This is a genomic window from Streptomyces sp. NPDC029169 (assembly GCF_055563935.1).
In genome coordinates, this window is record NZ_JBVHXA010000002.1 from 285497 (window position 1) to 310250 (window position 24754).

Sequence of the window (24754 nt, forward strand, 5' to 3'; positions counted from 1 at the left end):
AAGCCATCGACGACCCGAGCAGCGAACTCGGGACTTCAGTTCCGAGTAGTTGACCTGGAACGTGACCGGAGCTGATCGCCGTGACCAGAGCCCAGGCCGTTTCGTCCAGATCATCTGATGGCTGGTCCGGGTGTGCCGTTGGCTGACGCGCAGTGGGCGCGCATCGAGCCGTTGCTCCGGGACCGGCCGCCGAAGCGGGGTGGCCGGTGGCGGGACCACCGTGGGGCGGCCAGCGTCAGAAGCCAACGGGGTGGGGTGAGCCACAGCCTTCCCGGCACCGAGCGAATAAATAACTTGAGCCCTCGCGGAAGGCTTCCTAGGGTGTGGAGTACACGCGAAAGGAGGTGATCCGAAAAAATGATTTCTTTTCGGACTCGTGAGGTGACTGCGGGCTAACGGCCTGCCGTCGCACTCTGTGCACCTCGGCAGGCCACCTGCCGATATCCAAGCAGTCACCCGACCCGTGGGCCGCCGGTAAGTCCGGCCGGCTCTCGTCCGAACTCGAGCGGACGGGACCAAGGCCCACGGGTCGTCTGCGTTCTCGGGCGTTCTCGGGCGTTCTCCGGCGTTCTCCGGCGTTCTCCGGCGTTCTCCGGGGTCTCCCTACGCCAAGGAGAGCCTGCCCGTGCGCTGGGAGCGGGCCTCGCCCGCGCGGAGGACGACCGCCGCCGCTGCCAGCAGCAGCGCGCTCAGTGCGGCCAGGCCCAGGAGCGCGGGGGCCAGGTCCGTCAGCGTGCGGTGGTCCAGGAGCGCGCCGCGGACCGCGATCAGGCTGCCCGTGAGGGGGAACACCGCGCCCACCAGCTGGATCGCCGTCGGCAGGGCGAAGTGCGGGAGGCGGACGCCCGACACGAACCACAGCGGCTCGTCCAGGATCGTGTAGAGGAACGCCGAGTCGCGCGAGAAGACCAGCAGGCTGTTGAGGAACGCGCCCCACGCGACCGCCGGGACCAGCAGGGCCAGGAAGACGATGCCGTACATCCACCAGGCCGACACCGACAGTGCGCCGAAGCCGGTGAGGGCGGCGACGGTGAAGCAGGTGAGCAGCCAGGCGTTCTGGAGGAGCGCTCCCGCGCCGTTGGCGACCATGAGGGTGAGGCGGCCGGCCGGGGAGAGGAAGAGGAGCTCGAGGGTGCCGGTGGAGCGCTCGAACGAGAAGTGCCAGGCGCTCTGGACGAGCGAGAAGAAGAAGGCGTACGCGAGGGTTCCGGTTGCCAGGAACGCGAGGAGGCGGTCGGGGTCGGCGGCGAGCGGCCAGTTCGCGGCGGCCGGGGAGGCCGTAGCGACCGGGCGCAATGTGTAGTAGGTGGTGGCCAGTTGGAGGACCGGCCAGACCAGCATCGAGAAGACGACCAGCGGCTGGCCGAAGAGGCGGCGGTGCTGTTTCAGGGTCTCCGCCGCGAAGATCCGCAGGGCGTGCCTCATACGAGGGCCTCCTCGCCGGTCTCCGCAAGGGCCAGAATCGCGTCCTCCAGGCTCGCCTCCGCGATCTCCAGGCCGCCGATCGAGCCGCCCGCCCCGACGATCGCGGCCGCCAGCGGGCCCGCCATGTCGTCCGGGTGACGGAGGGTTATCAACTCATCCCCGTCGGCGAGGAGTTCGGACGTCGCGCCGAAGCTCGCCGCCACCGTCGCCGTGGCCTCTCCCGGGTTCGTCACCGTCAGGCGGATCGTACGGTGGCTGCCCGTGGCCGCCTTCAGCTCCGCCGGGCTGCCCTCCGCGAGGTGGCGGCCTGCGGAGATCACGTACACATGGCCGCAGAGCTCCTCGACTTCGGCGAGGTAGTGGGAGGTCAGGAGGACGCCCGTACCCTCCTCGGCGAGGCGGGCCACGACGCGGCGCAGGTCGCGGGCGATCGGGGCGTCGAGGCCGAGGGTCGGCTCGTCGAGGAGGAGGTACGCGGGCCGGTTGATCAGCCCGCGGGCGATGGCCAGGCGCTGCGTCATGCCGCGCGAGTACCGCTCGACCATGGTGTCTGCCGCGTCCGTCAGGCCGACAAGCGCCAGCAACTCGTCGATGCGGGCGCGCAGTTCACGCTTCGGTACGTCGTAGAGCTGGCCGAAGTACCAGAGGTTCTCGCGGCCCGTCATGCGCGTGTAGACCATGCGCTCGCCGCCCGCGATGAGGTTGATGCGGCGGCGTACGGCGCGGGCGTCGGCGACCGTGTCGAGGCCGTCGACGGTGACCGTGCCGGAGGTCGGGCGGAGGAGTGTGGCGAGGATCTTGATGGTGGTGGTCTTGCCGGCGCCGTTGAGGCCGAGGAGGCCGGTGATCCGGCCGGGCGGGATGTCGAGGTCGAGGCCGTCGACCGCCCGTTTGACGACTCTGGCGCCGAAGATGCCTCCGCTCCGTACGGGGAAGTCCTTGTGCAGGGATCGGACCTGAATGCCCGTCACGTCAGTACGTCCTTTCTACGGCGCGGGCCTCGGCCCGCGGCAGGTACAGCAGGCCGAGGGCCAGGTACACGCCGCTGACCACCGCGCACACCGCCAGCCTCGGCAGGAGGTCGGGCAGCGACTGGCCGCCGGTGGTCGCCGCGTGCAGGACGTCCGTCGCCGCGGTCGTCGGGAGGAGCTCGGCGAACCACTGGACGGGCTCGGGCAGATAGGCGCGCGGGAAGGTGAAGCCGCCGACCAGGCCGAGGACGATGAAGACGGTGTTCTGCGAGATGTGCGCCTCGCCCGCGGCGATCATCAGTCCGCCGAGGCCGACCGAGAGCGCGAAGACGGCGCCGACGAGCGCGAGGGCGCCGAGGAGCAGGCCGGCCGCGGAGGACACGGGGACCGGGATGCCGAGCAGGGCGACAACGAGGCCGAGGGCGAGGAACTCGGCCAGGCTGCTGAGGACGGCGAAGGCGGTGAAGCCGGCGAGGTACGGGAAGCGGCTCGCCGGGGCGATGAGGAGGGCGCCGAGCGTGCCCTGCCGCTGCTCGGTGATCAGCGCCTTCGCGGACCAGAGGATGAGGCGGACGGCGAACTGGAAGGCGGTCGCGCCGACGACGATGTAGGCGAGGTACGCCGTGGTTCCGCTGCCCGCTGTGAAGTCGTCGGCGACGGCTCCGCCGCCGATGGCGTGGTAGCCGAGGTACGCCAGCGAGATGGCGAGCGCGGCGGGCAGGACGGTGCCGACGGCGTACGTCCATGGGTAGGCGCGGCGGGTCATCTGCCAGGTGCGCCAGGCGGTTGCCCAGGCTATGGGCATGCGAGCGATCCCTCCCCCGAAGATGAATCTGTGATGAGCTGGTGAGTTCCCTTTCGGAACTTACACTGAGTTTCTATCGGGAACTCACTCGATGACGCAAGATGGAGCCTTGCCTGTTCGACGAGGAGGAGCGCCATGGTCCGCGCCGTGCCCGAGCGCGATGCCGCCTGCGCGATCGCCCAGGCCGCCGCCGTCGTCGGCGACTGGTGGAGCCTGCTGCTCGTACGGGAGACCGCGCGCGGCCGGCACCGTTTCGACGAGCTCCAGAGCGAGCTCGGCATCTCCCGCAAGGTCCTCACCGAGCGCCTGGGCCACCTTGTCGACAGCGGCGTGCTCGACAGGGTTCCGTACCAGGAGGGCCCGGTGCGGTACGAGTACCGGCTCAGCCCGGCCGGGCGCGCCCTGCTCCCCGTCCTGGTCGCGATGCAGGACTGGTCCGACCGCTGGCTGCTCGGCGACGGCACCCTCACCGCGTCCGCCGACGAGCACAGCGCGGAGGCCCACCGCGTCCAGGAGCTGCCCGGCACCCGGCTGCCCCGCCTGACGCTGCCCGCGCACACCGGCGGCGAGCGGGACCCGGTGGACCCGGACGCCGCCGCCACCGTGCTCTTCTGCTACCCTGCGACCGGGCGCCCGGGCCCGCTGCCCGAGGGCTGGAACGACATCCCCGGCGCGGTCGGCTGCACCCTGGAGAACCGGCTGTTCAGGGACGCGTACGGGGACTTCACGGCGGCCGGGATCGCCGTCCACGGGGTCTCGACGCAGCGCCCCGACGAGCAGCGGGCCTTCGCCGCCGCCGAGGAGATCCCCTTCCCGCTGCTGTCCGACATGGACGCGCGGCTCTCGGCCGCGCTCCGGCTGCCGACCTTCCGCGCCGGACAGGCGCTACGGCTCAAGCGCGCGGTCCTGGTCGTGGACCGGGAGCGGACCGTACGGCACACGCAGTTCCCGGTCACGGACATCCCGCACGCCGTCGAAACGGCGCTGGCGCAGGCTCGGGCCGTCTCGACAGAGTGACCCGGCGCCTCACGGTGACAGGCGTTCCACCCGCCACTCGTCGACGCCGTCCGCGAGCCTGACGTACCGCAGGCGGTCGTGCAGTCTGTTCTCGTGGCCCTGCCAGAACTCCACCGTCTCCGGTACGACCCGGAAGCCGCCCCACTCCGGCGGCACCGGGACCTGCTCGTTCTCCGGGTAGCGCGCCGCCAGCTCCTCGTACCGGGCGAGCAGCTCGTCCCGCGACTCGATCACCGACGACTGGTGGCTGGCCCAGGCGCCCAGCTGGGAGCCGTGCGGGCGGGTGCGGAAGTACGCGACCGTCTCGTCCCGGCCGGTGCGGGCCGCCCGGCCCGTGACGATGACCTGGCGGGCCAGCGGGTGCCAGGGGAAGAGCAGCGAGATGTACGGATTGGCGGCCAGCTCGCCGCCCTTGCGGGAGCCGTAGTTCGTGTAGAAGACGAAGCCGGCCTCGTCGTAGTGCTTCAGCAGCACCGTGCGGGAGGAGGGGCGGCCATCGGGCGCCGCGGTCGAGACGACCATGGCGTTCGGCTCGTGGATCGCCGGGTTGGTGGCGGCTACCTTGAACCATCGCGAGAACTGTTCGATCGGTTCGGGGGCGAGGTCGGCCACAGTCAGCTCCGTGGTGCGGTACTGCTCGCGCATGTCGGCGGGATCGAGGGCGTCGAGGGCGTCAGTCACGGGACTCATCCTGCCGCAGAGGCGCAGTCTGCCCGGCACGGCGAGCCGCTAACCCTTCCTCGCCGGATCGGCGCAGTGTGCCGGATGTCACGCTTCCCCGCATCATCGGAACCGTACAGACTCTTGGGCTGGATGACTGTTGCTTCCCCACCAACCCGCCAACCGACGGATGATTGATCATCGATAGAGGAGCCGCCTGATGTCCGACTTCGTACCCGGCCTCGAGGGAGTCGTCGCGTTCGAGACGGAGATCGCCGAACCCGACAAGGAGGGCGGCGCTCTTCGGTACCGCGGCGTCGACATCGAGGATCTCGTCGGTCACGTCTCGTTCGGCAACGTCTGGGGTCTGCTGGTCGACGGGGCGTTCGACCCCGGTCTGCCGCCGGCCGAGCCGTTTCCGATCCCTGTGCACTCCGGTGACATCCGCGTCGACGTGCAGTCCGCGCTCGCCATGCTCGCCCCGGTCTGGGGCCTCAAACCGCTCCTCGACATCGACGCCGAGCAGGCCCGCGAGGACCTCGCCCGGGCCGCCGTCATGGCGCTGTCGTACGTCGCCCAGTCGGCGCGCGGGCAGGGTCTGCCGATGGTGCCGCAGAGCGAGATCGACAAGGCGAAGTCCGTCGTCGAGCGGTTCATGATCCGCTGGCGCGGCGAGCCGGACCCCAAGCACGTCAAGGCCGTCGACGCGTACTGGACCTCGGCCGCCGAGCACGGCATGAACGCCTCCACGTTCACCGCCCGCGTCATCGCCTCCACGGGCGCCGACGTGGCCGCGGCGCTGTCCGGCGCCGTGGGCGCCATGTCCGGGCCGCTGCACGGCGGTGCCCCGTCCCGCGTCCTCGGCATGATCGAGGAGATCGAGCGGACCGGTGACGCGGTGGGGTACGTGAAGAAGGCCCTGGACCAGGGCGAGCGGCTGATGGGCTTCGGCCACCGCGTCTACCGCGCCGAGGACCCGCGCGCCCGCGTGCTCCGCCGTACGGCGAAGGAGCTGGCCGCGCCGCGGTTCGAGGTTGCCGAGGCGCTGGAGAAGGCGGCCCTGGAGGAGCTGCACAACCGCCGCCCCGACCGCGTCCTCGCGACGAACGTCGAGTTCTGGGCGGCGATCGTGCTGGACTTCGCCGAGGTCCCGGCGCACATGTTCACGTCGATGTTCACCTGCGCCCGTACGGCGGGCTGGTCGGCGCACATCCTGGAGCAGAAGCGCACGGGCCGGCTGGTGCGGCCGAGCGCCCGGTACATCGGTCCGGGGCAGCGCAACCCGCAGGAGATCGCGGGCTACGCGGACCTGGCGGCGTTCGCGGGCTGATCTCTAGCCGGCAGCTGTGCTGAGCTGCCGCTCCTCCGCGAGCAGCAGGTCCGCATGGTGGCGGGCCGCGGCCAGCGGGTGGGCGCGCAGCTTGCCCTTCAGTTCGTTGCGGCCGTACTCGGCGAACAGCGGGTTCGCCGGGTCGGTCGTCACGCCGGGCGCCGTGGAGGCGTACGGGAAGGGCAGCGGGGCGACCCGGGCGTCGAGCCGCGGGTTGTAGAAGAACGGGACGGACGTGCGCTCCGTCGCCCCGGGCGGGGAGACCACCCGGTGGTTGGTGGCGAGCAGATAGCCGTTCGTCGCCACTTCGAGGAGTTCGCCGAGGTTGACGACGAACGCGCCCGGCAGCGGCGGTACGTCGTGGAAGGCGCCGTCCTCGCGCTCCACCTGGAGGCCGCCGACGTGGTCCTGGAGGAGCAGGGTCAGGAAGCCGTAGTCCTTGTGGGCGCCGACGCCCTGGTCGGCGCCGTCGCCGGCGCTGCCCGGGTAGCGCACCAGCTTGAGGTGCGGGTGGGCCTTGGCCCCGAAGATGTCGTCGTAGAAGTCCGCGGGCGCGCCGATGGAGACGAGCAGCTCGTGCAGCAGCCGCTGGGCGACGCCGCTGAGGCGCTCGATCCAGTTGAGCGCGGCGAGGCGCAGCTCGGGGAGGGCGGCGGGCCACTGGTTGGGGCCCTGGAGCCACCAGTACGGGGCCTCGCCGGGGCCGGGGACGCGCGCGGGGCGCTCGGCGCCGATGTCGAGCTGGTCGCGCCAGTCGCGGGAGCCGCCGGTGCGCTCGTCGCCGATGCGGGTGTAGCCGCGGAAGTGCGGCGAGTTCGTGGTGTCCAGGGCGTGCCGGTCGGCCTCGGGGAGGGCGAAGAACGCCTTCATGGCGGCGGTGAGGGCGGTCGTCTCGGCTGCGGTGACGCCGTGCCCGATGAGCTGGAAGAAGCCGACGTCGTGGGCGGCGGAGTGCAGCTGGGCGTGGAGGAGGCGCCGGGCCTGGGGGCCGCGGTCGGCGGCGGAGAGGTCGACGATGGGGAGCTGGGAGCTGTACGAGGAGTACGTCATGGTGTGCGTCCGCGGGGTGTTCGTACGGACCCCTGGCCTGCGGGGTCTCCGCGTGCGGCCTCGGGGGTGGGGTGGGCGTCCGGGTCAGGGGTGACGCGGACAGCCCATGCTCGCGACGCGGAGGAAGTCCACGTGGCGACGGCGTACGAGCGAAAGCATGCGACCAGCGTACTGCGGAGCGCCTGTGACGTATGTGGCGCGGCTCACCACGGGGCCCGCGTGGGGAGCCCGCTCAGCCGAGGGCCTCGTCCAGGAGGCGGGCCCACTGGGCCACCACGCGCTTTCGGCGTGCGCTGTCGTCCGTCAGCAGGGTCGCCAGGCCCAGGCCGCGGGCCATGTCCAGGAAGCCCTGGACCGTCTCCCGTACCCCGGGAACGGACTCGTCCGCCGCGAGGAGGGACACCGCCATGCGGTGGGACTCGCGGCCGACGCGGGCCTCCAGTTCCGTGACGCGGGCGTGGAGCTGGGGCTCGTGGGCGGCGGCCACCCAGAGGTGGAGTGCGGCCCGGAAGAGGGGGCCGGTGTAGAGGTCCACGAGCGCCGCGACGGCCTCGCGGCGGTCGCGGGCCGGGAGGGCGCGCAGGGCCTGGGAGCGTTCCTCGGCGACGTACTCGACTGCCGCCGTGAACAGGTCCTCCCGGGTGGGGAAGTGGTGCTGCGCGGCGCCCCGCGAGACCCCGGCGCGCTCGGCCACCACGGAGACGGTGGAGCCCGCCCAGCCGTGTTCGGCCAGGCAGGACACCGCCGCCTCCAGGAGCCGCTGCCGGGTGGCGCGGCTCCTGTCCTGCTTCGGGCCGTTCAGAGCCGCCATTCAGGGTCCCGTCGTTCGAGGAAGGCCGTCATCCCTTCGCGCGCCTCCGCGGAGGCGAAGAGCGAGGCCGACCTCTGGACCAGGTCCTCCGCGTCGCGCTCGAAGGTCTCCAGGACTCTAGCCGTGACCAGGCGCTTCGACTCGGCCAGCCCCTGTGGGGACCCCTTGCGCAGCCCGTCCAGGATCGCGTCCAGGTCCTCGTCCGGCGCCGTGACGAGGCCCATCGCGAGCGCGTCCGCCGTCCCGAAACGCTCGCCCGTCACGTAGTACCGCGCCGCCGCCCGTGGCTCCAGCTTCGGCAGCAGCGTCAGCGAGATGACGGCGGGCGCGACCCCGATCCGTACCTCCGTCAGCGCGAAGTCCGACGTCTCCGAGGCCACCACGATGTCGCACGCCCCGAGCAGCCCGAGCCCGCCCGCCCGTACATGGCCACGCACCACGCCCACGACCGGCTTCGGCAGCTCCACGATCCGCCGGAGCAGGTCCACGAAGGCGTACGGGCTCGGCGGCGCCTTCAGGTCGGCGCCCGCGCTGAACGTCGAGCCGGTGTGCGTGAGGACCACCGCCCGTACCGCCGGGTCCTGCCCGCACTCCGTGAGCGCCTCCGCCAGCTCGGCGACCAGTGCCGCCGAGAGGGCGTTGCGGTTCTCCGGGGAGTCCAGCGTCAGCGTGGCGATGCCACGGTCCAGCTTCATTCGCGATCCCTCAACTCTCGGCGCAGAATCTTCCCCGACGCTGCCCGCGGCACACCGTCGATGAACTCCACCCGCCGGATCTTCTTGTATGGAGAGACTCGGTCAGCCGCATACGCCATCACGTCCTCGGCCGTCAGGTCCGCCGCACTCGGCTGCCGGACGACGTACGCCTTGGGGATCTCGGCGCCGTCCTCGTCCGTCACGCCGATGACGGCCGCGTCGGCGATGCCCTCGTGGGTGAGCAGCAGCGCTTCGAGTTCGGCGGGGGCGACCTGGAAGCCCTTGTACTTGATGAGTTCCTTGACCCGGTCGACGACGAACAGCCAGCCGTCCTCGTCGACGCGGCCGATGTCACCGGTGTGGACCCAGCCGTCGGCGTCGATCATCGCGGCGGTGGCGTCGGGCCGGCCGAGGTACCCCTTCATGACCTGCGGGCCCCGGATGGCGACCTCACCCTCCTGGCCGGGCTCGGCGTCCTTCGACGGGTCGTCGAGGGAGAGGATCCGCATCTCGGTGGACGGCAGGAGCCGGCCGACGGCGCCGGGGGGAGGGTTCACGGCGTCGAGGGGGACGACGTGCGTGCCGGGGGACAGCTCCGTCATGCCGTACGCCTGCCGGACGGGCGGCAGCTTGAGCCGGGCCGAGCACGCCTCGGCGAGGGCGGCGTCGAGCGGGGCGGCGGCGCTGACGATGTACTCCAGGGAGGACAGGTCGTAGTCGGCGACCATCGGGTGCTTGGCGAGCGCGAGGACGATCGGCGGGGCGACGTACAGGCCGTTGATGCGGTGTTTCTGGATGGCGCCGAGGAAGGTGTCGAGCTCGAAGCGGGGCAGGACGACGACGGTGGCGCCGTTCCGCAGCGGCGCGTTCATCAGCGCAGTGAGGCCGTATATGTGAAAAAACGGGAGCACTGCGAGAATTCGGTCACCCGGGCCCATGGGCATCAGCGGGTACAGCTGGTCGAGGTTGGTGGCGATCGAGGTGTGGGTGAGCATCACGCCCTTGGGTACTCCGGTGGTGCCGGAGGAGTACGGGAGGGCGGCGACGTCCTCGTCGGGGTCGAAGGTGACGTCCGGCTCGGGGGCGGTGGAGGCCAGGAAGGACTGGAGGGAACGGCAGTCCTCCCCCTCGGGGGTCTGGTCGCAGAGGAATATCTCCTCGATGCCGCCTGCGAGTTGGGCCGCCGCCCGGGCCGCCGGGAGCAGCGGCGAGACGGTGACGATCCAGCGCGCGGCGGAGTCGCGGAGCTGCTTGGCGAACTCCTCGGGCGTGGACAGCGGGTGGACGGTGGTGACGGAGGCGCCGGCGCGGGTGGCGGCGTAGAACGCGATCGGGAACAGGACGGTGTTGGGGCTGTGCAGGGCGAGCACGTCCCCCTTCCGCACCCCCGCCTCGGCGAGCCCGGCGGCAACCCGCCGGTGGAACGCGTCGACCTGGGCGTACGTGAGTGTCAGCTCGCCGGCCCCGTCGACCAGCGCCGGGGCGTCCCCGAACTCGGCGGCCCGGCCGAGAACGGCCTCGTGGATGGGGAGGGAGACGGTCGGGACGGGCTCGTACTCGCTGTGGAACACCATGCGTGGCCCCCTGGAGAGGTGAAAGGTGAGCGCCAGGATCGCGGGTACCGGTGCGACTTGGGGAGACCCTGTCAGCACCCTGGAAAACAATCAAGCACGCATGCATGGTTCTTGGAAAGGGCTACGGCCCGCCGCCGAATGGGGGGCGGGCCGCGCTCGGCGTGTGTTCGGGTGACCTCAGTGCGACGTGTCGACACTGGAGACCGGATTACTCCTCTCGTCCAGCCACGCAGTCTGAGCCCCTGGTTCCACAGTCAGACCGAACCGCTCAAACCCTGGCCGCCCCTGTTCCACCCACCACAGGTGCGCCGCCTCTGTCTCGTCCCACAACTTCCGCGGACCGGACTGCACCACCTCGAACTCCTGGGCGTCCCGTTCGTAGTCAGCAGATGCCCACGACTTCGTGAGGGTGATGGTGCTGTACTCGACCCCACCAGGGGGCCGGTCTATGGGTACGGAGCCACAGGGCAACGCAGAGCGCGCCCACGGCCACCGCGATCAGGAAGAGGGCCGCGCGGGCAAGGTGCTGATGATCCGTACGGCTCCGCGCGGGGTCAGGCTCTCGCGCTCCTCGGGGCTCGCCATCCAGCACTGCTCAACCGCCGCTTCCCACTCGTAGCCGCTGGGACGGACCAGGGTCAGCACGTTCCCGTGCACGTTCCGGACCTGGCCCGTGAGAGCCCTGGTCGCATCGGTCACGACGTCGCCCTTCCGGTACCTCACCGGGACTCCCGGGCCGCGTGCAGGGCAGCGGTCAGTCGCTTGGCGGCGCTCAGAGGTACGACACCGAGGCCGAACAGGTGCGTGTCGCCACCCGGCCCGCCTCCGGGACGCGATGCAGGAGGCGGGATTCCCCACGAACGGCTTGTACCGCCGCGGAACACCGCGGCGGCTTCGGTCTCGGTGGCGGGGCGGATCGGCGGCGCGGTCGTTGGCCTGCGCATCGTTGCTCGCTTCCTGACGGGCTTCCTTCGGGGTGATGTGACCAGTCAACAACTCTCTGCACACGCGAACTTGCACACGTCTTGCACAAAACATGTACGCGTGTGCACGGAGCCTGTGAGCATGGGACGTGAAACGGTCCCGATGGGGTAGGACTGATCGCATGAGCACGACCAGCGAACTTGCGCCAGGCGCAAACCTCGCGGCGCTCCGCAAGGAACGCGGCCTGTCTCAGGCCCAGCTCGCCCGCATGGCCTCCGTGTCCGTGTCGCTGCTGTCGAAAATCGAGGTGGGGGACCGGACGCTCTCCCCCGCTGTCGCCGCGACGATCGGCAAGGCACTCAACCTGACCATGGCGGAGGTGCAGGGCACGGCCAAGGTTGCGCAGGACGACGAGGAGCGGATCACGGCCCTGCGGTCCGCGATCCGGGACTACGACCTACCCGGACGGCAGCGGGTTGAGGAGACGGCCGTTCTGGCGGCTGTAGGGGCCGTTCGCGAGCATCGCGACGCGGCCCGGGTCCAACAGGTCCTCGCTCAGTTGCCGGGGCTGCTGAGGGAGGCTACGACGCTCGCCCACACGGAGAACACGGCCGAGGCGTGGATGACCCTGTCCGAGGTCTACAGCTCCGTCTACTGGCTCGCCGCCCGACACAGGTGGATGGACATGGCGGAGCTGGCCGTCACCCGGCAGCGGTGGGCCGTCGAGCAGCAGCCCAACCCACTCGGTGAGGCGATCGCCGCACGGGACCGTGCCGGCGCCTATCTGAATGGCGGTGATTTCGAGGGCGGGCTCACGGTCGTCGACAGGGCGATCGCCAAAGCTGAGGCGTCGCTCTCGGGGCAAGAACGCGCCTTCGCTCTCGGCGTGCTGAACCTGCGCGGCATGACGCTGGCCGGGCGCCTGGCCGACAAGGCAGAGGGGAAACGGGAGGCCGAACGGCACATCGCTTCTGCGGCGCGGTCGACCGAGTGGTTCAGCTCCGAGGACTGGAACCGGCACAGCATGATCTTCGGTCCGCAGAACACGACCACGCACGTGCTCGCCACCCGGCTCGACCTCGGTCGGCCCCGTGAGGCCCTGGAGGTGGCGGCGAACCTCGACGCGGTCCTCGACGGTCTACCGGCCACCCGGATCGCGCCGTCGAAGCTGAACGTAGCCCGTGCACACCTTGAGCTGGGGAATCGGGACGCGGCCCTGGAGAGCCTGTCCGAGGCGTGGGAGGCTGCTCCGCAGATGGCGCGGATCCACCCCACGGCCAGGGAGGTGTTCCGGGTGCTGGCTTCCTTGCACCGGAGGAGCAACCCGGAGTTGCTGCGGCTGTCGCAGATGTCGGGGATGCCTCTCTGACCCGTGACGGACGACGCCCCGCACCCCCTGGCGGGGCCGGCCGCCACGTTCTCGCAGGTCAAGCCAGTGGCGCGTATCGCTGCCCTTAAGAACCACTGTCGGAAGACCGTGTGGACTGCCGGCCCGGGAACGTCACCGGTCTCGACCGCCTGGTGCGCCTGCTGCGACCAGGTGCTCTCTACGTCGGAGACGATCTCAACCCCCAGCTGACCTGGCCGAGAGGACGACACGGCCGTGCGCGACGTCCTGGCACCGCTCGGGCATCCGGACACCCACCGGGAGACCGAGGCGGTGCGCACGCTGCTGCACTGTCTCCAGGGGCACTGAAACTCCCCCATCGCGGCCTTCGCCCGGACCGAACCGGGCGGGCGGCTCGATCTGCGGGGGCGGGTGTTCTCTCCGGACGGGAAGGACGTCGTGGACGCCCATGAATGAGGCCGCCAGGCGCAGGCTCTCGGGACGTCGGTGGCGGCCACCTTGATCAGGACGGAGCACTGGAGATCATCCGCGCGATCCCCCACTGACCGCGGATCGGCCTGGCGTCAGGACGCGGGCCGCAGGCGGTCCAGGGCCTGCTGGGAGTCGGTGAACGCGGGCTACCGGGAAATCCCACCACTGCCTACCCTGCCTGCATGGCCTACCTGCTGATCCGTCAGAAGTTCGCCGACTACGCCCGGTGGCGGGAGGCGTTCGACTCCCTCGCCGACCAGCGCGGCGCGCTCGGTCTCGAAACCGTCGCCGTCACCCGGAACATGGCCGACCCGGCCGAGGCCGTCGTTCTGTTCCGCTTCGACGACATCGAACAGGTGAGGAAACACTTCCCTTCGCCCGAACTGGAGGAAGCCTGGCGGCGCGGCGGCGTCATCGAAGGCACCAACCAGGCGACCTTCCTCCAGGAGGAACCCACATCCGCGGTCGCGGGCCACGAGGAAACGCCTTACGACCTGGGGAGCGAGGGGCGCTTGACCGCTCGTGCCCCCAGGTCGTAAGGCCTGGGGGTGGTCAACCCTCCTGATAGGGGAAGCGGGCGAGCGGGGCGTCTTGGGCGAAGAAGGTCTTCGCGCGGATGACCGCCTGTTCGTCGTCGAGGACCTGACCCGGGCGGGAGCCGTTCCCGAGCAGGACGCCCCCGAAGCGCATGCCCATGTAGGCCGCCGAGTGGTTCAGCGTCATCACCAACGGGGCGGCCACCTCCTCCTCACGGTGGGCCAGGGCGGTCACGCCCCAGAGGGTCCGGTCGGCCATCTGCGCCTTGAAGTCCGGGTCGGGGGTGCGCAGCCACCTCGACCAGTAGTCGAGGTAGCGCTTGGTGGAGGAGGAGACCGAGTACCAGTACAGCGGTGAGGCGATGACGATGTCGGTGGCGGCGAGCGTCGCCTGCCGAAGGAACTCCTCGGCCTCGTGGTGGGGCCGGTTGGCCTCGTCGTGGCGGCCGTCGACGAAGTCCGCCAGTCGGTGTTCGGTCAGGTCCAGCCAGCGCTGCTCGGTGGCGGCGGGCAGTTGCTCGGCTGCCAGCCGGGCCAGCATCTCGGTGTTGCCGCCCGCACGCGCGCTGCCGAGAAGGAAGAGGAACGAGCGGGTCACGATGAGGCTCCAGTCGACGGGGACACTGTCCACGGCTGCAACCTCGGCGACCGAGGACCCTATTCCGTTCCATCACCGCTCTGCCCAAGCGCGGGCGACGCCAACCTCGGACACGACAGCGCGAAGCCCCGTCCTCCAGCGCGATCGGAGAGCGGGGCTTCGAGGTGTATTCGGGGTCAGTGGTTGTTCACACCGTTGCTGGACAGGACGGGAATCTTGGAGTTCTCGGTGCACTGCTGGATCTGCGGAGCTGACAGGATCGGGATGTCCTGGACGGCGATGTTCAGGAGGCCGACGAGGGAACCGACGTTGGCCTTGACCGGAAGACCGATGCAGGGCTTGTTCGGCGCGCCCTGGGCCAGGGGCGTCGGGGCGCTGGTGTCGCTGTCGGTCTTCACGTTCCCGATGGTCTGCTCGGCACTGTTGGCACTGAGATTCGTCGTGCCGCCGTGCTCGCCGACGGCCATCGCCTGAGGAGCGATGCCCAGGAAGCCCACTGCGAGCACGGTTGCGACGGTCATCTTCTTCATCATGATCTCTTCAACGCCCTACCAGGGCCTCGGTCACGACGGGCGCGCTGCGAAGGTTCAGTACGACTTGGGCAGTCCCAGGGTCTGGTGCGACACGTAGTTCAGGATCATCTCCCGGCTGACGGGCGCGATCCGGGCCACGCGGGAGGCTGTGATCAGCCGGGCGAGGCCGAACTCGCGGGTGAGGCCGTTGCCGCCGAGGGTGTGGACGGACTGGTCGACGGCCTTCACACAGGCCTCGCCGGCGGCGTACTTGGCCATGTTGGCGGCCTCGCCCGCGCCGATGTCGTCCCCGGCGTCGTACAGGGCGGCGGCCTTCTGCATCATCAGGCGGGCCAGCTCCAGCTCTATGTGGGCCTGGGCGAGGGGGTGGGCGATGGCCTGGTGGGCGCCGATCGGGGACTTCCAGACCTGGCGCTCCTTCGCGTACGCCACCGCCTGGGCGAGGGCGTAGCGGCCCATGCCGATCGCGAAGGCGGCCGTCATGATCCGCTCGGGGTTGAGCCCGGCGAAGAGCTGGAGCAGGCCCGCGTCCTCGTCGCCGACAAGCGCCTCGGCGGGGAGGTGGACGTCGTCTAGGGTCAGCTCGAACTGCTTCTCCTGGGCGGCGAGTTCCATGTCGATGGCGCGGCGGCCGAAGCCGGGGGCGTCGCGGGGCACGATGAAGAGGCAGGGCTTGAGGCTGCCGGTGCGGGCGTCGGACGTGCGGCCGACGATGAGCGTGGCGTCGGCGATGTCGACGCCGGAGACGAAGACCTTGCGCCCGTTGAGGACCCAGCCCTCCTCGGTCTTCGTGGCGGTGGTGGTAATGCGGTGGGAGTTGGAACCGGCGTCGGGCTCGGTGATGCCGAAGGCCATGGTGCGGGTGCCGTCGGCGAGGCCGGGGAGCCACTGGTTCTTCTGGGCGTCGGTGCCGAAGCGGGCGATGACCGTGCCGCAGATCGCGGGCGAGACGATCATCATCAGGAGCGGTGCGCCGGCCGCGCCGGCCTCCTCCAGGACGATGGAGAGTTCGGCGATACCGCCGCCCCCGCCGCCGTACGCCTCGGGCAGGTTCACGCCGAGGTAGCCGAGCTTGCCGGCCTCGGCCCAGAGCGTGGCCCGGTCGAAGCCGGGGCCATGGCGGTGGCCGAGGGCGGAGACGGCGGCGCGGAGGGCGGTGTGCTCGGCGGATTCGATGACACTCATGCGGACGGTTCCTCCTGTACGACGGCGAGCAGGGCGCCGACCTCGACCTGGCGGCCGGGGGCGGCGTGGAGCGCGGTGAGCGTGCCGGAGGCGGGGGCGACGACGCGGTGCTCCATCTTCATGGCCTCCAGCCAGAGGAGCGGCTGCCCGGCGACGACCTCGTCCCCGACGGCGAGGCCCTCGGCGACCCGGACGACGGTGCCGGGCATGGGCGCGAGCAGGGAGCCGGGGGCGGTCTGCTCACGGGGGTCGGGGAAACGGGGGCGTGGGGTGAGGCGATGGGCGCCGACGTGCACGGTGTCGCCGTACCGCGCGACCTCGAAGTCCCGTACGACCCCGCCGACTTCGAGCCGTACGAGGTCGGGCGCGGCACTCACGACGCGAACGCCTTCGGGGGCGGTGACGGCGTACCCGGCGCGGTTCCTGCGGTACCGGACCTCGTGGTCGCCGTACGCCTTGACCTGGTCCTGCGAGGGCAGGTTGCGCCAACCGCCGCCGAACCGGCTCTCCCGCCCGGCGGCGTCCGCGAGCGCGGCGGCCACGGCGGCGTACGCCCCGCCGTCGGGCGCCTTCGTGAGCGCCTCCAGGTTCCGCTCGTAGAACCCGGTGTCGAGGCGGGCGGTGTCATGGAAGTCGGGGTGCCGTAGGGATGCCACGAGCAGGTCGCGGTTGGTGACGGGCCCGTGGACCTGGGCCTGTTCGAGGACATGCGCTAGCTTCCGGACGGCCTCGGCCCGGGTGGGCGCATGGACGACGACCTTGGCGAGCATGGCGTCGTAGTGCACGCCGATGGTGTCCCCGGACGAGTAGCCGGTGTCCACGCGCACCGTTGTGGGCACAACGGAACGGCGCCCTGGCGGGCGCGTCCGCTCCGTGAACTCCAGCGCGTGCAGCACGCCCGCCTGCGGCGTCCACCCCGACGACGGGTCCTCCGCGTACAGGCGGGCCTCGATCGCGTGCCCGCGGGCGGCCGGCGGCTCCAAAGGCAAGGGCCGGCCCTCCGCGACCGCGATCTGGAGCGCCACCAGGTCCACCCCGTACACCTCCTCCGTCACCGGATGCTCCACCTGAAGCCTCGTGTTCATCTCCAGAAAGTGCGCCCGCCCGTCCGCGACCAGGAACTCCACCGTCCCCGCGCCCACATAGCCGACCGCCTTGGCCGCGTCCACGGACGTCGCGTACAGGGAGTCGACAAGGCCAGGCGAAAGCCCCGGTGCCGGGCACTCCTCGATCACCTTCTGGTGCCGGCGCTGGAGCGAGCAGTCGCGCGTGCCGAGCGCCCACACCGTCCCGTACGCGTCCGCCAGGATCTGGACCTCCACGTGCCGCCCGTTCTCCACGTACGGCTCGACGAACACCTCCCCGTCCCCGAACGCGCTCGCCGCCTCCGCCGAGGCAGCCGCCAACTCCACCTCAAGCTCCGCAAGTTCACGGACGATCCGCATGCCACGGCCGCCCCCTCCCGCCGCCGCCTTCACGAGGACCGGCAGGTCGGCCTCGGTCACCGAGGTCAGGGGCGCGATGCCCAGGAGCTCCTTCGCCCGCGTCTTCGACGCCATCGCCTCGATGGCCTCCGGCGACGGCCCGATCCACACCAGCCCCGCATCGAGGACCGCCCGCGCGAAACCCGCGTTCTCCGACAGGAAGCCGTACCCCGGATGCACCGCGTCCGCGCCCGCCGCGAGCGCCGCGCGCACCACCGCGTCCCCACGCAGGTACGTCTCCGAGGGCGCCGCCCCCGGCAGCCGTACCGCCGCGTCCGCCTCCCGTACGTGCAGGGCCGAGGCGTCCGCGTCCGAGTACACGGCGACCGTCCCGATGCCCAGCTCACGGCACGTACGGAACACCCGGCAGGCGATCTCGCCCCGGTTGGCGACCAGCACAGTCGTGATCACGAGAACCCCTCACATCCTGAAGACGCCGAAGCCGCCGCGCGCGCCCTCGACCGGTGCCGTGTGGATCGCGGACAGGCACAGCCCGAGGACCGTGCGGGTGTCGCGGGGGTCGATGACGCCGTCGTCGTACAGCCGCCCGGACAGGAACATCGGCAGGGATTCGGATTCGATCTGCTGCTCCACCATCGCGCGAAGGCCCGCGTCCGCCTCGTCGTCGTACGGCCGCCCCTTCGCCGCCGCCGAAGCGCGCGCCACGATCGACAGCACGCCGGCGAGCTGCTGCGGGCCCATGACGGCCGACTTGGCGCTCGGCCAGGCGAAGAGGAAGCGCGGGTCGTAGGCCCGGCCGCACATGCCGTAGTGCCCGGCGCCGTACGACGCCCCCATCAGCACGCTCAGATGCGGGACGCGCGAGTTCGACACCGCGTTGATCATCATCGCGCCGTGCTTGATGATGCCGCCCTGCTCGTACTCCTTGCCGACCATGTAGCCGGTGGTGTTGTGCAGGAAGAGCAGCGGGATGTCGCGCTGGTTCGCCAACTGGATGAACTGCGCCGCCTTTTGGGACTCCGCGCTGAACAGCACGCCCTGCGCGTTGGCGAGGATGCCGACCGGATAGCCGTGCAGCTCCGCCCAGCCGGTCACCAGGCTCGGCCCGTACAGCGGCTTGAACTCGTCGAAGTCCGAGCCGTCCACGATCCGGGCGATCACCTCGCGCGGGTCGAAGGGAGTCTTCAGGTCCCCCGGCACGATCCCGAGCAGCTCGTCCTCGTCGTACTTCGGTCCTGCCGCCGGGCCCGGATCGGCGTGCGCCTTGCGGTGGTTGAGGCGGGCGACGATCCGCCGGGCCTGGCGCAGGGCGTCGGCCTCGTCCACGGCGTAGTGGTCGGCGAGCCCGGAGGTACGGGCGTGCATCTCGGCGCCGCCGAGCGACTCGTCGTCGCTCTCCTCCCCCGTTGCCATCTTCACGAGCGGTGGCCCGCCGAGGAAGACCTTCGACCGCTCCTTGATCATCACGGTGTGGTCGGACATGCCGGGGACGTACGCACCGCCCGCCGTGGAGTTGCCAAAGACGACGGCGATCGTCGGGATCCCGGCCGCCGACAGCCGGGTGAGGTCTCGGAAGAGCGCGCCGCCCGGGATGAAGATCTCCTTCTGGGACGGCAGATCGGCCCCTCCGGACTCGACCAGGGAGATCACCGGGAGCCGGTTGGCGTACGCGATCTCGTTCGCCCGCAGGGCCTTCTTCAGCGTCCACGGGTTGGAGGCGCCGCCGCGGACGGTCGGGTCGTTGGCGGTGATCAGGCACTCGACGCCCTCGACCACGCCGATGCCGGTGACGATCGACGCGCCGACCGGGTAGTCGCTGCCCCAGGCGGCGAGCGGGGAGAGCTCGAGGAACGGCGTGTCGGGGTCGACGAGCAGCTCGATCCGCTCACGGGCGAGCAACTTGCCGCGCTCACGGTGCCGTTGGACGTACTTCTCGCCGCCGCCCGCGAGCGCCTTGGCGTGCTCGGCGTCGAGGGCGGCGAGCCGCTCCAGCATGGCGGCGCGGTGCGCGGCGTATTCGGGTCCGCCCGTGTCGAGGGCGGAGGCGAGGACGGTCACGGGAGTTCCTCCAGAATGTCCACCGGTACGTCGAGTTCGCGGGCGCGGAGCCACTCGCCGAGGGCCTTGGCCTGGGGGTCGAAGCGGGCCTGGGAGGCGACGCCTTCGCCGAGGAGTCCGGTGACGACGAAGTTCACCGCGCGCAGGTTCGGCAGGACGTGCCGTACGACGCCCAAGTCGGCGGCCTCCGGCAGCAGTTGCTTCAGCCGCTCCACGGTGAGGGTATGGACGAGCCACCGCCATTCCTCGTCCGTACGGACCCAGACGCCGATGTTCGCGTCGCCGCCCTTGTCCCCAGAGCGGGCCCCGGCGACGCGCCCGAGCGGCGCGCGGCGCGTGGGCCCGTCCGGTGGCGGTTCGGGGAGGGCGGGTTCGGGGACGGGCCCCATTACGCGGGTGTGCGCCGGTACGGGGACGGGGACGCGGGTCCCGTCGGGGAGGACGGCCGTGTGCGGGACGTCGGCGGCCGGGATGTGGACCGCCTCGAAGACCCCGTAGGGGGCGCCCCTGCCGGGCGGGGCGGTGACGTGGAAGCCGGGGTAGCTCGCGAGGGCGATTTCGATCGCGGCGCCGCTGAGGGCCCGGCCGACGGGCTCGGGGGCGGGGTCGCGGACGACGAGCCGGAGGAGCGCGCTGGCGGTCTCCTCGGTGTCGGCGTCGCTCCGGTCGGTCCGGGCGAGCTCCCAACGGACCTCGCTGGGACAGGACTTGGTGCGGGCGAAGGCGTCCTCGATCTGGTCCCTCACCAGCTGGGCCTTGGCCTCGACGTCGAGGCCGGTGAGGACGAAGACGACCTCGTTGCGGTGGCCGCCGATCCGGGTGAGCCCGGCCTTGAGCGTGGGCGGCGGGGCCTCGCCCCGTACGCCGTCGATCCGCACCCGGTCGGGCCCGTCCTGGGTGAGCCGTACGGTGTCGAGCCGGGCGGTCACGTCGGGTCCTGCGTAGCGGGCGCCGGACGTCTCGTACAGGAGCTGCGCGGTGACCGTGCCGAGGTCGACGACGCCGCCGGTGCCGGGGTGCTTGGTGATGACGGCGCTGCCGTCGGCGTGGAGTTCGGCGAGGGGGAAGCCGGGGCGGCGGATGTCATGGCCGCGGAAGAAGGCGTAGTTGCCGCCTGTGGCCTGGGTGCCGCACTCCAGGACGTGCCCGGCGACGACCGCGCCGGCCAGCTTGTCGTACTCCTCCGGCCCCCAGCCGAAACGCCACTGCGCCGGGCCGGTGACGAGGGCGGCGTCGGTGACCCGTCCGGTGACGACGACGTCGGCGCCGGCGGCGAGGCAGGCGGCGATGCCGGCGCCGCCGAGGTAGGCGTTGGCGGTGAGGACCCCGTCGGCGGTGGGCAGTCGGTCACCCTCGACATGGGCGATCCGCGCGGGGATGCCGAGCCTTTGGGCCAGGTCTCTGAGCGCCTCCGCGAGCCCGGCGGGGTTGAGGCCGCCGGCGTTGGTGACGATGCGGACGCCGCGCTCGTGGGCGAGGCCGAGTCCTTCCTCCATCTGGCGCAGGAACGTCTTGGCGTAACCGGCGTCCGGGTCCTTCAGGAGGTCGCGGCCGAGGATGAGCATGGTCAGTTCGGCGAGGTAGTCGCCGGTGAGGACGTCGAGTTCGCCGCCTGTGAGCATCTCGCGAACGGCGTCGAAGCGGTCGCCGTAGAACCCGGAGGCGTTGCCGATACGGAGGACCACTAGACCCCCTTGGGCGCGCGACCGGCCCCGGCCGGACCGGCGAAGGCCTGGGCGATGGTGAGCCAGTGCGCCGCGTCCGCGCCCGTCGCTTCGAGGGCGGTGTCGTCGCGGTGGACGCGCTGGGTGACGAGGAGGCAGAAGTCGAGGGCCGGGCCGGTGATCCGCTGGGCGGCGCCCTCGTGTCCGTACGCCCACTTCTGACCGTCGGGGGCGGTCAGCTCGACCCGGAAGGGCTGGGTGGGCGGGGTGATCCCCCGTACGAGATAGGCGTAGTCGCGGGCGCGGACGCCGATCCAGGCGACGTGCCGCAGCCGGGCGGTGGGCTCGCGTACGACTCCGAGGGCGTCGGCGACGTCCTGGCCGTGCGCCCAGGTCTCCATGAGCCGGGCGGTCCCCATCGAGAGGGCGCTCATGGGCGGCCCGTACCAGGGGAAACGGGCGCCGGGCGGGGCGGCCCGCAGGGCGGTCCACAGCCGCTCGCGCCCGAGGCGCCAGCGGCCGAGCAGCTCGGCGGGCGGCAGCGCGGCGCCCTCCGCCGCGCCGTCGTCGACGAACGTCCCGGGCGCGACGAGGGCCTTCTCGGCCTCGGCGGCGAAGCCTTCGGGATCGGTGACGGCGAGCAGGGCGGCCCGGTCGGTCCAGGCGAGATGCGCGATCTGGTGGGCGATGGTCCAGCCGGCGGCGGGGGTGGGAGCGGCCCATCTGCCGTCGTCCAACTCCCGTACGAGCCGGTCGACTTCCTCGCTCTCGCTGCGCAGGTCGTCGAGGACGACGGCAGGATCGGACACGGTGCGCTCCCCTCGGGCCACGGGCGAACCACGGGCGTGTGCCGAGGAGCATGACAGTGGAGGGAGAAACAAGCAAGCGTGCTTGCTTACTTTTCGAGGGCCGGCTGTTTGCGGGGCGGGCGCGCGCGCTCGAGGGCGGCGCCCCCGCCCGCTCATGCTCGGCGCATCGCGCCGACCGTGGCGACGGACCAGCCGACGACCCAGACAGCGCCGACGGCCAGTGCCGCGAATGCCGGGGCCGTCTCGGGCGGCGGGGCCCCCAGCGAGGGGGCCACCCCGGCCGCTCGCGCGCCGAACCCGACGACTCCGGCGCCGATCATGGCGATGCCCGCCCACGAGACGCCGACGGCGCCCCATCGGGCGAACCGGTGGGAGAGCGGCCGCAGGAGCAGGAGCGCGACCAGGGCCATCGCGAGCCCGAGGCCCGCGTTCCCCAACTGGGCGAGCATCACGTCACCGACCCCGGCGTACGCCTCCGGCGACGCGGGGAACCCGGGCATGCCCAGCTCGTCCCGGAGCGCGAGGTCAACCTTGCTCGCGGTGTAGGCGAGGGCGCCGCCGCAGGCGGTGAGGGCGGCGATCCGGCGGGTCTTCGATGATCGGGTCATGCCACGAGTGTCGGCGCGGCCCCGGGCGCCCGGCATCGTCCGGGAGGGCGGACGCCCTCCCCCGCGCGGCGGAGGACGTGCCGCCTCGCACGTCGGTACACGGTCGGCCGGCTCAGGCGACCCGGGGCCGACGCAGGCCGACTCAGACCTGTGCCGACTCAGGCCGACTCAGGCCCGCGCGGGCCCGCTCACGCCTGTGGCGGCACGGCGGTGGCCGCGCGCTTCACCTGCGTACGGACCGCGCCCATGCTCGCCGCGATGACCAGGGCGATGGCGAGCGCGTCCACGAGGGACAGGGCCTGGCTCAGGACGAGGAAGCCGGCGGTCGCCGCGATGGCCGGTTCGAGGCTCATCAGGATGGCGAAGGTGGGGGCGGGGAGGCGGCGCAGGGCGAGGAGTTCGAGGGTGTAGGGGAGGACGGAGGACATCAGCGCGACGGCGAGGCCGATGCCGATCGTCGAGGGGACGAGGAGCTTGCCGCCCGCTTCGAGGATGCCGAAGGGCAGGCTCAGTACGGCCCCGAACGCCATCGCGAGCGCGAGCCCGTCCGCCTGCGGGAAGCGGCGGCCGGTCCGGGCGCTGAAGACGATGTACGTCGCCCACATCGCGCCCGCCGCGAGCGCGAAGCCGGCGCCGAGCGGGTCGAGCCGGTCGAAGCCGCCGCCGCTGAGCAGAAGGACGCCGCCGAGGGCGAGCCCGGCCCAGAGGAGGTTCATGAGGCGGCGGGAGGCGATCACCGAGAGCGCGAGCGGGCCGAGGACCTCCAGGGTCACGGCGGCGCCGAGCGGGATCCGGTCGACGGCCTGGTAGATGAAGATGTTCATGCCCGCCATCGCGGCGCCGAAGGCGACGACGGTGCCCCAGTCGGCGCGGCCGTAGCCGCGGATTCTGGGGCGGCAGACGATCAGCAGGACGGCGGCGGCGAGCACGAGCCGCAGCGTGACGACGCCGAGCGCGCCGGCGCGGGGCATGAGCAGGACGGCGATCGCGGACCCGAACTGCACGGAGAGACCGGCGGCGAGGACGAGCGAGACGGGCCCGAGGCGGGCGGCGCGGGCGGGCTCCGCACCCCTGGTGGCCGGTGCGCCGACGGCGGCGATGTCCTTGACCGGACTGTCCACCGGCTCACTCCCTCACACTCACACGAACCGTGCATGGTTCATCACACTGGACTTACGAGTCCAGGATAGTGGACCCATCAAGCGGCTCCGACACTCACGCTAGGCGTGAAGGGTCACCCACACGAGTGGTCATATGCCAAAAGCACATGCGCGAGCACGGGCGGGCCCTACGTTCCCTCACATGGTCACTTCAACCCACGAGACCTCCCATCGGATCTTCCAGGACCGCCCGGAATTACTGGCCCCGGTTTTCGAGATCCTGGGAGTGCCGCTGCCTGCCAAGGCAGCCATCGAGGTCCTCACCCCCGACACCACCGAGATCCGCCCCTTGGAGCGGCGCGTGGACAGCGTCCTCCGCGTCGAGCCCCCCGACGGGGGCGGCTTCCTGCTCGCCATCGAGGCGCAGGGGCGCCGCGACCCCGACAAGGGGTCGAGCTGGATGTACTACCTCGGCTACCTCCAGGCGAAGTACGACGTACCCGCCCTCCTCCTCGTCGTCTGCCAGGACCGAACCACCGCGACATGGGCAGCCGGCCCCTTCACCTGCGGCTACGGCGGCTGGACCGCGATGAGCACGTACCCGCTCGTCCTCGGCCCCGGCAACGTCCCCGTCATCACGGACCCGGCGAAGGCGACGCAGAATCTCGCCATGGCGGCGTTCTCCGCCATGACCCATGGCAAGCACCCCGAGGCCCCGGCCATACTGGAGGCCCTGGCCCAGGCGCTGGGCACGGCCGACCGGGAATCCCTCTCGTACTACTCGGAACTGCTCGAAATCGGGCTGGGAGAGACCCCGGCCAGGGAAATCTGGAGGAATCTGATGGCTGTAGGCACCTACTTCCCGGGCCGCGGCACGCTTGTCGAGGAGACGTACCTCAAGGGCAAGGCAGAGGGCAAGGCTGAGGGCGAAGCCGAAGGCGAGGCCAAGTCGGTCCTGCGCGTGCTCGCCACGCGCGGCGTCGACGTCCCCGAAGCCACCGCCCAGCGCATCCTCGAGTGCACCGACACCGACACGCTCGACCAGTGGCTGGACCGCGCCATCACCGCCGCGCACGTCGAGGAGCTGTTCGCGCCGGAGGCCTGACGGGCGCGGCGCCCGGTGCGCAGCCGCTGCGC

General features: G+C 71.5%; 23 protein-coding genes. 5 read left to right on the forward strand and 18 right to left on the reverse strand.

Annotated features, from left to right (window positions below; translation table 11 throughout):
• Positions 1 to 603: 603 nt before the first annotated feature.
• From ACZ4VI_RS05080 to ACZ4VI_RS05090, 3 genes are read right to left on the reverse strand one after another with little or no spacing between them, the layout of a single operon-like run.
• The gene (locus ACZ4VI_RS05080; protein WP_467996715.1) at positions 604 to 1425 is read right to left on the reverse strand and encodes an ABC transporter permease; all 822 of its coding nucleotides are present in this window, start codon (positions 1423 to 1425) and stop codon (positions 604 to 606) included.
• Complete coding sequence (locus ACZ4VI_RS05085) at positions 1422 to 2396, reverse strand: ABC transporter ATP-binding protein (protein WP_467996717.1); 975 nt, start codon at positions 2394 to 2396, stop codon at positions 1422 to 1424. The genes ACZ4VI_RS05080 and ACZ4VI_RS05085 overlap by 4 nt, the downstream gene beginning before the upstream one ends.
• A gap of 1 nt (position 2397) precedes the next feature.
• The gene (locus tag ACZ4VI_RS05090; RefSeq protein ID WP_467996719.1) at positions 2398 to 3201 is read right to left on the reverse strand and encodes an ABC transporter permease; all 804 of its coding nucleotides are present in this window, start codon (positions 3199 to 3201) and stop codon (positions 2398 to 2400) included.
• A 135-nt stretch (positions 3202 to 3336) separates the two neighbouring features.
• Between ACZ4VI_RS05090 and ACZ4VI_RS05095 the strand changes: the two genes are divergently transcribed.
• Positions 3337 to 4218 (forward strand): winged helix-turn-helix transcriptional regulator, encoded by an 882-nt coding sequence (locus ACZ4VI_RS05095; protein WP_467996721.1) that lies wholly within the window; start codon positions 3337 to 3339, stop codon positions 4216 to 4218.
• Positions 4219 to 4227: 9 nt separating this feature from the next.
• Here the strand turns inward: ACZ4VI_RS05095 and pdxH are convergent, their stop codons facing one another.
• Positions 4228 to 4863: a pyridoxamine 5'-phosphate oxidase gene (pdxH, locus tag ACZ4VI_RS05100; protein ID WP_467997264.1), complete on the reverse strand. Its 636-nt coding sequence runs from the start codon at positions 4861 to 4863 to the stop codon at positions 4228 to 4230.
• Between the two features lie 235 nt (positions 4864 to 5098).
• Between pdxH and ACZ4VI_RS05105 the strand changes: the two genes are divergently transcribed.
• Positions 5099 to 6208, forward strand: coding sequence for a citrate synthase 2 (locus ACZ4VI_RS05105; protein ID WP_467996722.1), 1110 nt, complete (start codon positions 5099 to 5101; stop codon positions 6206 to 6208).
• Positions 6209 to 6211: 3 nt separating this feature from the next.
• Here ACZ4VI_RS05105 and ACZ4VI_RS05110 read toward each other — a convergent pair whose 3' ends face one another.
• From ACZ4VI_RS05110 to ACZ4VI_RS05130, 5 genes are all read right to left on the reverse strand, one after another.
• Positions 6212 to 7258: an isopenicillin N synthase family dioxygenase gene (locus ACZ4VI_RS05110; RefSeq protein WP_467996724.1), complete on the reverse strand. Its 1047-nt coding sequence runs from the start codon at positions 7256 to 7258 to the stop codon at positions 6212 to 6214.
• Between the two features lie 232 nt (positions 7259 to 7490).
• A complete protein-coding gene (locus tag ACZ4VI_RS05115; protein ID WP_467996725.1) occupies positions 7491 to 8069 on the reverse strand; it encodes a TetR/AcrR family transcriptional regulator in 579 nt (192 codons plus the stop codon).
• Complete coding sequence (locus tag ACZ4VI_RS05120; protein WP_467996727.1) at positions 8057 to 8764, reverse strand: enoyl-CoA hydratase family protein; 708 nt, start codon at positions 8762 to 8764, stop codon at positions 8057 to 8059. Before ACZ4VI_RS05120 ends, ACZ4VI_RS05115 begins: the two co-directional genes overlap by 13 nt.
• The gene (locus ACZ4VI_RS05125) at positions 8761 to 10338 is read right to left on the reverse strand and encodes a 4-coumarate--CoA ligase family protein (protein WP_467996729.1); all 1578 of its coding nucleotides are present in this window, start codon (positions 10336 to 10338) and stop codon (positions 8761 to 8763) included. Before ACZ4VI_RS05125 ends, ACZ4VI_RS05120 begins: the two co-directional genes overlap by 4 nt.
• Before the next feature lie 498 nt (positions 10339 to 10836).
• A complete protein-coding gene (locus ACZ4VI_RS05130; protein WP_467996731.1) occupies positions 10837 to 11037 on the reverse strand; it encodes a hypothetical protein in 201 nt (66 codons plus the stop codon).
• A 406-nt stretch (positions 11038 to 11443) separates the two neighbouring features.
• Here ACZ4VI_RS05130 and ACZ4VI_RS05135 point away from each other — a divergent pair, with 406 nt between their 5' ends.
• Together ACZ4VI_RS05135 and ACZ4VI_RS05140 are read left to right on the forward strand one after the other, a co-directional pair.
• Complete coding sequence (locus ACZ4VI_RS05135) at positions 11444 to 12631, forward strand: helix-turn-helix domain-containing protein (protein WP_467996733.1); 1188 nt, start codon at positions 11444 to 11446, stop codon at positions 12629 to 12631.
• 632 nt (positions 12632 to 13263) lie between these two features.
• Entirely contained in the window at positions 13264 to 13620 is a 357-nt protein-coding gene (locus tag ACZ4VI_RS05140) for a hypothetical protein (protein WP_467996735.1), read from the forward strand.
• A 13-nt stretch (positions 13621 to 13633) separates the two neighbouring features.
• On the opposite strand, the gene ACZ4VI_RS05145 is transcribed toward ACZ4VI_RS05140, so the two are convergent.
• From ACZ4VI_RS05145 to ACZ4VI_RS05185, 9 genes are all read right to left on the reverse strand, one after another.
• A complete protein-coding gene (locus ACZ4VI_RS05145) occupies positions 13634 to 14215 on the reverse strand; it encodes a flavodoxin family protein (RefSeq protein ID WP_467997265.1) in 582 nt (193 codons plus the stop codon).
• 176 nt (positions 14216 to 14391) lie between these two features.
• Complete coding sequence (locus tag ACZ4VI_RS05150; protein ID WP_467996737.1) at positions 14392 to 14745, reverse strand: rodlin; 354 nt, start codon at positions 14743 to 14745, stop codon at positions 14392 to 14394.
• A 57-nt stretch (positions 14746 to 14802) separates the two neighbouring features.
• Positions 14803 to 15933: an acyl-CoA dehydrogenase family protein gene (locus ACZ4VI_RS05155; RefSeq protein ID WP_467996739.1), complete on the reverse strand. Its 1131-nt coding sequence runs from the start codon at positions 15931 to 15933 to the stop codon at positions 14803 to 14805.
• A complete protein-coding gene (locus ACZ4VI_RS05160; protein WP_467996741.1) occupies positions 15930 to 17828 on the reverse strand; it encodes an acetyl/propionyl/methylcrotonyl-CoA carboxylase subunit alpha in 1899 nt (632 codons plus the stop codon). Before ACZ4VI_RS05160 ends, ACZ4VI_RS05155 begins: the two co-directional genes overlap by 4 nt.
• Before the next feature lie 9 nt (positions 17829 to 17837).
• The gene (locus tag ACZ4VI_RS05165; RefSeq protein ID WP_467996743.1) at positions 17838 to 19436 is read right to left on the reverse strand and encodes an acyl-CoA carboxylase subunit beta; all 1599 of its coding nucleotides are present in this window, start codon (positions 19434 to 19436) and stop codon (positions 17838 to 17840) included.
• Positions 19433 to 21121, reverse strand: coding sequence for an acyclic terpene utilization AtuA family protein (locus tag ACZ4VI_RS05170; RefSeq protein ID WP_467996745.1), 1689 nt, complete (start codon positions 21119 to 21121; stop codon positions 19433 to 19435). The genes ACZ4VI_RS05165 and ACZ4VI_RS05170 overlap by 4 nt, the downstream gene beginning before the upstream one ends.
• On the reverse strand, positions 21121 to 21909 hold the full coding sequence (locus ACZ4VI_RS05175; protein WP_467996747.1) for a TIGR03084 family metal-binding protein: 789 nt from the start codon (positions 21907 to 21909) through the stop codon (positions 21121 to 21123). The genes ACZ4VI_RS05170 and ACZ4VI_RS05175 overlap by 1 nt, the downstream gene beginning before the upstream one ends.
• A 152-nt stretch (positions 21910 to 22061) precedes the next feature.
• Positions 22062 to 22517 carry a hypothetical protein gene (locus ACZ4VI_RS05180; protein ID WP_467996749.1) on the reverse strand — a complete coding sequence of 152 codons (456 nt, stop codon included), beginning with the start codon at positions 22515 to 22517 and terminating at the stop codon, positions 22062 to 22064.
• 188 nt (positions 22518 to 22705) lie between these two features.
• Complete coding sequence (locus ACZ4VI_RS05185) at positions 22706 to 23617, reverse strand: EamA family transporter (RefSeq protein WP_467997266.1); 912 nt, start codon at positions 23615 to 23617, stop codon at positions 22706 to 22708.
• A 202-nt stretch (positions 23618 to 23819) separates the two neighbouring features.
• Here ACZ4VI_RS05185 and ACZ4VI_RS05190 point away from each other — a divergent pair, with 202 nt between their 5' ends.
• Positions 23820 to 24722 (forward strand): RpnC/YadD family protein, encoded by a 903-nt coding sequence (locus tag ACZ4VI_RS05190; protein WP_467996751.1) that lies wholly within the window; start codon positions 23820 to 23822, stop codon positions 24720 to 24722.
• Positions 24723 to 24754: the final 32 nt, after the last annotated feature.

What these genes read in the sequence shown, in the direction of transcription:
- ACZ4VI_RS05080 (WP_467996715.1), bottom strand. Translation starts at nt 1,425, where the DNA reads ATGAGGCACGCCCTGCGGATCTTCGCGGCGGAGACCCTGAAACAGCAC.
- ACZ4VI_RS05090 (WP_467996719.1), bottom strand. Translation starts at nt 3,201, where the DNA reads ATGCCCATAGCCTGGGCAACCGCCTGGCGCACCTGGCAGATGACCCGC.
- ACZ4VI_RS05095 (WP_467996721.1), top strand. Translation starts at nt 3,337, where the DNA reads ATGGTCCGCGCCGTGCCCGAGCGCGATGCCGCCTGCGCGATCGCCCAG.
- pdxH (WP_467997264.1), bottom strand. Translation starts at nt 4,863, where the DNA reads ATGCGCGAGCAGTACCGCACCACGGAGCTGACTGTGGCCGACCTCGCC.
- ACZ4VI_RS05105 (WP_467996722.1), top strand. Translation starts at nt 5,099, where the DNA reads ATGTCCGACTTCGTACCCGGCCTCGAGGGAGTCGTCGCGTTCGAGACG.
- ACZ4VI_RS05110 (WP_467996724.1), bottom strand. Translation starts at nt 7,258, where the DNA reads ATGACGTACTCCTCGTACAGCTCCCAGCTCCCCATCGTCGACCTCTCC.
- ACZ4VI_RS05115 (WP_467996725.1), bottom strand. Translation starts at nt 8,069, where the DNA reads ATGGCGGCTCTGAACGGCCCGAAGCAGGACAGGAGCCGCGCCACCCGG.
- ACZ4VI_RS05120 (WP_467996727.1), bottom strand. Translation starts at nt 8,764, where the DNA reads ATGAAGCTGGACCGTGGCATCGCCACGCTGACGCTGGACTCCCCGGAG.
- ACZ4VI_RS05125 (WP_467996729.1), bottom strand. Translation starts at nt 10,338, where the DNA reads ATGGTGTTCCACAGCGAGTACGAGCCCGTCCCGACCGTCTCCCTCCCC.
- ACZ4VI_RS05135 (WP_467996733.1), top strand. Translation starts at nt 11,444, where the DNA reads ATGAGCACGACCAGCGAACTTGCGCCAGGCGCAAACCTCGCGGCGCTC.
- ACZ4VI_RS05140 (WP_467996735.1), top strand. Translation starts at nt 13,264, where the DNA reads ATGGCCTACCTGCTGATCCGTCAGAAGTTCGCCGACTACGCCCGGTGG.
- ACZ4VI_RS05150 (WP_467996737.1), bottom strand. Translation starts at nt 14,745, where the DNA reads ATGAAGAAGATGACCGTCGCAACCGTGCTCGCAGTGGGCTTCCTGGGC.
- ACZ4VI_RS05155 (WP_467996739.1), bottom strand. Translation starts at nt 15,933, where the DNA reads ATGAGTGTCATCGAATCCGCCGAGCACACCGCCCTCCGCGCCGCCGTC.
- ACZ4VI_RS05180 (WP_467996749.1), bottom strand. Translation starts at nt 22,517, where the DNA reads ATGACCCGATCATCGAAGACCCGCCGGATCGCCGCCCTCACCGCCTGC.
- ACZ4VI_RS05190 (WP_467996751.1), top strand. Translation starts at nt 23,820, where the DNA reads ATGGTCACTTCAACCCACGAGACCTCCCATCGGATCTTCCAGGACCGC.